Raw genomic sequence first — 5,435 nt, forward strand, 5'->3', positions numbered from 1 at the left:
AAGAACAGCGACCTTGTCATCAAGAGTATACTCGCCAGCAGGTTTTATAGATTTTACAGTGTACGAACCAAGCAAATAGAACGGCACAAAAATCTTGTGCGTGAACGGACCTTCAGGAACAGTTCCGATATATTCGCCGGCTTTTTTTACATCACCGGGCTTTGCAGTCGGTGTAAACGCCCATTTTTTGGTTCTGTCGAGAGGGTTTACATAAATCCCCCTTTCAAGGAACCATCCTGCTTTTTCAGCAAGCAAAGGAAGCGGATTCTGCAAACCGTCGTAAACCTGGCCAAGAAGTCCCGGACCAAGCTCAGCAGAAAGCAAATCACCGGTAAACTCAACAGCATCCCCAGTTTTTATTCCTTTTGTCATTTCGTAAACCTGAAGCTGGGCTATATTTCCGCGGATACGGATTACCTCGCTTTTCAGGCTTGAATTATCAACTTTCACATAGGCAACTTCGTTCATGGAGATATTTCCATCAAATTCGACAGAAACCATGTTTCCATTAACGCCGACTACCTTTCCTTTTGTATCCGTCATTATTTATCTCCCATATCTCCCTTGAGAATTGAATCATAGATTTTATGATAAGAAATCATACCTTTCTCTGCATTGAACATCTTCATTCTTAATGCGAGTTTTAAGCGTAATCCATAGGCATAAACAGCATCAACAGAAAACTCATCGGCAGGACGAATGCTGTCCAAAAGATTCAGCCTGTATTGATTCAAGAACTGTTCGGCAGCCAACGGACTTTCCATTCCAGTCGCAGTACGAGCCGCCTGAATCACGTCAGGAGAGAAACTTTCGTTTTCTATCTCGAATTTTTTATTCATGCGAAGTGCGCGGATTTGGGCCAAAGCAAAACGAAGATTACGTTCACCGTCATACCATTTGTCAAGAAAAACAGAACCTGTTGAAACTTTTTTTAACGGAGGTGTCAAAGAAAGAAGCTTTACCTGTTCAAAACTTTTCTTGTCGAGAAAACGCGAGCAGAGATCATAAAAGTATTCTTCTGTAACCGGCAACACCGATTTTTCGTCAGTAACTGAGAAAGATGGAAGCTGTGCCAAAAGATAATACTGATTACTCACTTATTTAGCCGCCTCTTTCATCAATGCAGCAACTCTAGGATTTAAATATGCACTGAACAAGTCAGCTACAGCTTCTGCTGAATAGTCATAGAATGCCGCTCCATTCTTTACCCCAATAAGGAATCCGTTTGAAACGGAATTGTCAACTTTCAATGTAAGTCCGGCAGAAATTTCATTTTTCAATGCTTCTTTTAGATTTGCCTCAACTTCTTTTAAGCTTTTTTCGTTTAAAAGAACAGAAACATCTTCGGCAGAACTGTTTTTTACCCATTCCTTTACAACTTCTGGCACAAGTGTTGACAGCAAATCTTTTGAATAAGATTCCGATACTTCCTGTTTTATGAGCGCAGAAAGCTCTTTTGTTATACTGTCTTTAAATTGCAGAAGAAGGTTTCTTCCGGCTTGTTTAATGGCATCTTCACTTGCTTTTTCCAGGCGGGCTGTCTCTTCCTTAGCCTGCATAAGAATCTTCTCCGCTTCTTGTTTTGCATCAAGAATAATCTTGTCGGCTTCTCTCTGAGCCTGTGCAATTTTTTCTGAGGCAGAGTTTTCAGCAACGGCAACGCCATCTTTTTTGATTCTGTCAATCAGTTCTTCAACGTGGGTGTCCATGCTATCCTCTCTTTTTTGTGAATTTGTTTAGTTAAAAAACTATCTCTTTAAATATACCACCAAAACTTGATGGCGTTAAATAACTTTGCGTTAATGATTGCAAACTTTTAAAATTCCATATCCAACGAAAATTGAACTTCCGTCGTTGTAAGGTTAAGTTCGCGCGCAATCATTTCAATATCGTAACCGCGGTTTGAAAGCTCCTTTATCTGTTCGTTTATTGTTTTTTTAGGTTTTATCGGGTTGTCCGAATAAAAAACATTTTCCCCGATTTTTGGAATTGAAGCAAATCCGGCTCCTTCGCTATCGACCATAAATTTTGTTCCCGAAGGCGATTTTATATATTTTTCTTCCTGCTTTTCAAATAATTCCCCCTGCTCGCTGTCAACTTCCCTTTTGCCTTTTGATGTTATCTGATATGCGCTAGAGGCCTGCAATGCATCGGAAATTCTTCCGTAAGGTGCCTCACTTCCATAAAGGGAATGATTTTGAGTTTTAGGATGAATTTCATTTTTTTGAGAAACTTCAGATTTTTCAGAAATCGCCCTGTTAAATTGCGCCAGAGCAGCACGTTTTTCTAATTCTGATTTTGCAACAGCAATATGACGTCCTGCGTCAGCCGAAGCTGCCTTTAACTGTTTGATTTTTTCTTCGATTAAATCCAAATTTTTTGAGGTCGTGCGGTTTACATCTTCAATCATCCGTGTAACTTCAAGCCGAGTTTTAGAAATAATATCTTCGGTCGTAAAAAGCCTTTTAAATTTTCTTAAAAATACAAGCCAGCCGGTTATATTCAAGCAACAAAGAATAAATGCCAGAACTGCAATTCCCTGCATATCTACCTCGAAATATCAATATTTTGTCCCAAAAAAGATTCACGGATTTCTGTCAGCTTATTTTTTTCAAGTTCTTCTTCCTGATTTTTTTTCTGATTTCTCTGATTTTGAAAAGAATTATTTTGATGAGCCCCGTCTTTTATCTGACTAGCGACAGCTTCGTTTTCGGCGGTTTTGTGAACCTGAGCTAATTGCTCCTGCTTCTGCTGAACGGCAGCATTTTCCTGCATCGCCTGAGTCAATTGATTTCCGTTCTGCTGGTGGGCAACATTTTTTGCGACATTGCCCATTTGAGAATATATTGTCTGAAGATCAATCGGTTGTATTGCCATAATCTAATTTTACTCCAAAAAATATAAAAATCAACAAAACTCAGGAATGAAAAAAAATCAAAAATGATTTTTTTAGAGAATTTTTACTTCGTTTTTGAGTTCCTTGTTTTCAAGAAAATCCTTAACGTTCTGAAGCGAAACTTCTGCAATATTTGAAAGCGCAGTCGTCGTTAAGAACGCCTGATGTCCGGTTATAAGAACATTAGGGAACGTTAAAAGTCTTGCAAGAACATCGTCTGTTATTACTTCCGTTGAATGGTCATTGAAAAAGAAAGCGCTTTCTTCCTCGTAAACATCCAGCGCGGCTCCTCCGATATGCTTGTGCTTTAAAGCGTGGACAAGAGCTTTAGTGTCGATTAAAGCGCCGCGGCCTGTGTTAATAATGACAGCATCGCTTTTCATAGTTTTCATTGTATCGTGATTTGCAATATGCCTTGTTTCCGGCGTAAGCGGGCAATGAAAACTTAAAACATCGCTTTCCTTAAAAATAGCCGGAACATCGACATAAGAAAAGCCTTCTTTTTCAGCCCATTTTTCGTCCGGATAAGGATCATAGCAGATGATTTTCATGCCAAGCCCTTTTAAAATTCCAGCCATTATCCGTCCAATTTTCCCAGTGCCGAAAATTCCTGCAGTAAGACCGAAAAGATCACGGCCAGTAAGACCTTCGATGCTAAAATTTTGGGTTTTTGTTCTTAAATAAGCCTGAGGAATATGCCTAGTAAGCGACATTAAAAGCGCCAGCGCATGCTCTGCAACTGCGTGAGGAGAATAAGCCGGAACACGGACAATTTTTATTCCAAAAGAAGATGCGGCAGACAGGTCAACATTGTTAAAACCTGCACATCTTAAAACAACAAGCTTTACTCCGCATTCTTTTAATATTTTAAGGACGGAAGAATCGACGGTATCATTTACAAAAACACAAACAGCGTCGAAATTTTTTGCAGTGAACGCAGTTTTTTCAGTCAATTTAAAATCAAAATAGTCAATTTCAAAACCAAATTTTTCGTTTTCAGAGCAAAAAGAAGACTTGTCGTACGAACGTGTGTCATAGAAAGCAATTTTTACCATAAATTTTCCTCCTATAAAAAGTCAAGATAAAAACCTCAGTTTTTGATTGACTTTTTAAGCTGTTTCGCACAAAGTGAGAAACAACAGATAATAAGAAAGTTTGCAACGCAAACTTTTTGAGATGAAAACAGACGACATTTTCGGCTGTTTTTATCATGCATCCATAAAATTGAATACAAAATTAAAAAACAAATATTTTTAAGCGGATTATAACAAGAAAAAGATTCTAAGTCAGCATAGAGTAACAAGAATGCGTTTTTTTTAGCATTTTTGTTGCGGCAGAGATTGAAAGGGACGCAAAGCGTGTATTTTTGCATAGCAAAAATACCGGAGGTGAAAACCGCAGCCCTGAAAAGCTCGGTTTTTGCAAGGCAAAAAGCCGCCCGGATTCAAGCAAAGAAGATTTTTTTAGATTTTTTGAATTTTTTTTGTTATTCTATAGATATGAAGATTTTTTTTAAGCTAAACGTTTTTTTCTTTCTGTTTCTGCTGTTTTCATGCTCTTCGGCGCCAAAGGCAAAAAATGGAGATTTTAAGAAAGGTTTTTCTGAGGACGAGACAGTAGAATTTGAAGAGCTTTGGGGCTATGTTTTTTACAAAAGAGAAGATTCGTACAATCCAGGCCTTCCTCTTACCGACATAGGCTATTTTACAGAAGCGATTTCGGCATTTAGCGAGGTGCCGGCAACGCCTCCTAAGGAAAAATATTTTTCTGACTGTCCGGTAAAAGTTCACCTTGTAACAAGCTGCGACTCGCGCTCGCAAACCCATCTTTTGCTTTTGCCAGAACTTCCGCTCAGAAATAAAATCATTGACGGCTTAATAGAGGCCAGCAAGACTTATGACGGGCTTCAGGTTGACTGGGAGCTTGTAAGTTCTGAAGATGATGAAAATTTTATTGAGTTTTTGAAAATTTTAAAATCAAAACTTGGCGAAAAGACACTTTCTATTGCAATTCCTGCGAGAACAAGAACTCTTTCAAAAGACGCCTATAATTATGAAAAACTTGCAAAGGTTGCGGATAAAATCATCATAATGGCCTACGATGAGCACTGGTCCACAAGCAAGCCGGGGCCGATAGCAAGCACTGGCTGGTGCAAAAAAATTTCAGACTATGCAAAAAGCCAAATTCCTCCAGAAAAACTTGTAATGGGGCTTTCGTTCTACGGAAGAGCCTGGAGAGATGATACTCTCGGCGGAAAGGCATACATTTACCCGACACTGCAAAAAATAATCGAAGAAAACAAGATAAAAAACCACAAACGCGATGAATATGGAATTCCAAGTTTTACAATTACAAAAAAACTGAATATAACGGCTTTTTACGACGATGAGACATCCCTTTTTGTCCGGACAAAAATGTACGCAGAAAATGAAATAAGAGCCCTGAGTTTTTGGAGAATCGGACAAGAAGACGAAGCATACTGGAAGCACTTAAAAATAAAAGAGCCTGTGAAAAATCAATAAAAAAAAAGCGCGCAATC

6 protein-coding genes and 1 pseudogene are annotated in these 5,435 nt (G+C 38.7%); 1 reads left to right on the forward strand and 6 read right to left on the reverse strand.

Annotated features, from left to right (window positions below):
• From B4N75_RS01570 to B4N75_RS01595, 6 genes and pseudogenes are all read right to left on the reverse strand, one after another.
• Positions 1-543: pseudogene (locus tag B4N75_RS01570) on the reverse strand (V-type ATP synthase subunit A); the annotation flags it as partial.
• Positions 543-1,097: a DUF2764 family protein gene (locus B4N75_RS01575; RefSeq protein WP_296022542.1), complete on the reverse strand. Its 555-nt coding sequence runs from the start codon at positions 1,095-1,097 to the stop codon at positions 543-545. The pseudogene B4N75_RS01570 and the gene B4N75_RS01575, both read right to left, overlap by 1 nt.
• Positions 1,098-1,709, reverse strand: a complete 612-nt coding sequence (locus B4N75_RS01580) for a V-type ATP synthase subunit E (protein ID WP_296667118.1) — start codon at positions 1,707-1,709, stop codon at positions 1,098-1,100.
• Between the two features lie 107 nt (positions 1,710-1,816).
• The gene (locus B4N75_RS01585; protein ID WP_296022540.1) at positions 1,817-2,545 is read right to left on the reverse strand and encodes a hypothetical protein; all 729 of its coding nucleotides are present in this window, start codon (positions 2,543-2,545) and stop codon (positions 1,817-1,819) included.
• Positions 2,546-2,547: 2 nt separating this feature from the next.
• The gene (locus B4N75_RS01590; protein WP_296667114.1) at positions 2,548-2,877 is read right to left on the reverse strand and encodes a hypothetical protein; all 330 of its coding nucleotides are present in this window, start codon (positions 2,875-2,877) and stop codon (positions 2,548-2,550) included.
• 72 nt (positions 2,878-2,949) lie between these two features.
• A complete protein-coding gene (locus tag B4N75_RS01595) occupies positions 2,950-3,951 on the reverse strand; it encodes a 2-hydroxyacid dehydrogenase (RefSeq protein WP_296022538.1) in 1,002 nt (333 codons plus the stop codon).
• Between the two features lie 444 nt (positions 3,952-4,395).
• Here B4N75_RS01595 and B4N75_RS01600 point away from each other — a divergent pair, with 444 nt between their 5' ends.
• Positions 4,396-5,418 carry a glycosyl hydrolase family 18 protein gene (locus tag B4N75_RS01600; protein WP_296706424.1) on the forward strand — a complete coding sequence of 341 codons (1,023 nt, stop codon included), beginning with the start codon at positions 4,396-4,398 and terminating at the stop codon, positions 5,416-5,418.
• Positions 5,419-5,435 lie beyond the last annotated feature (17 nt).

The organism is Treponema sp. UBA7570 (assembly GCA_002477955.1).
Lineage (GTDB): Bacteria > Spirochaetota > Spirochaetia > Treponematales > Treponemataceae > Treponema_D.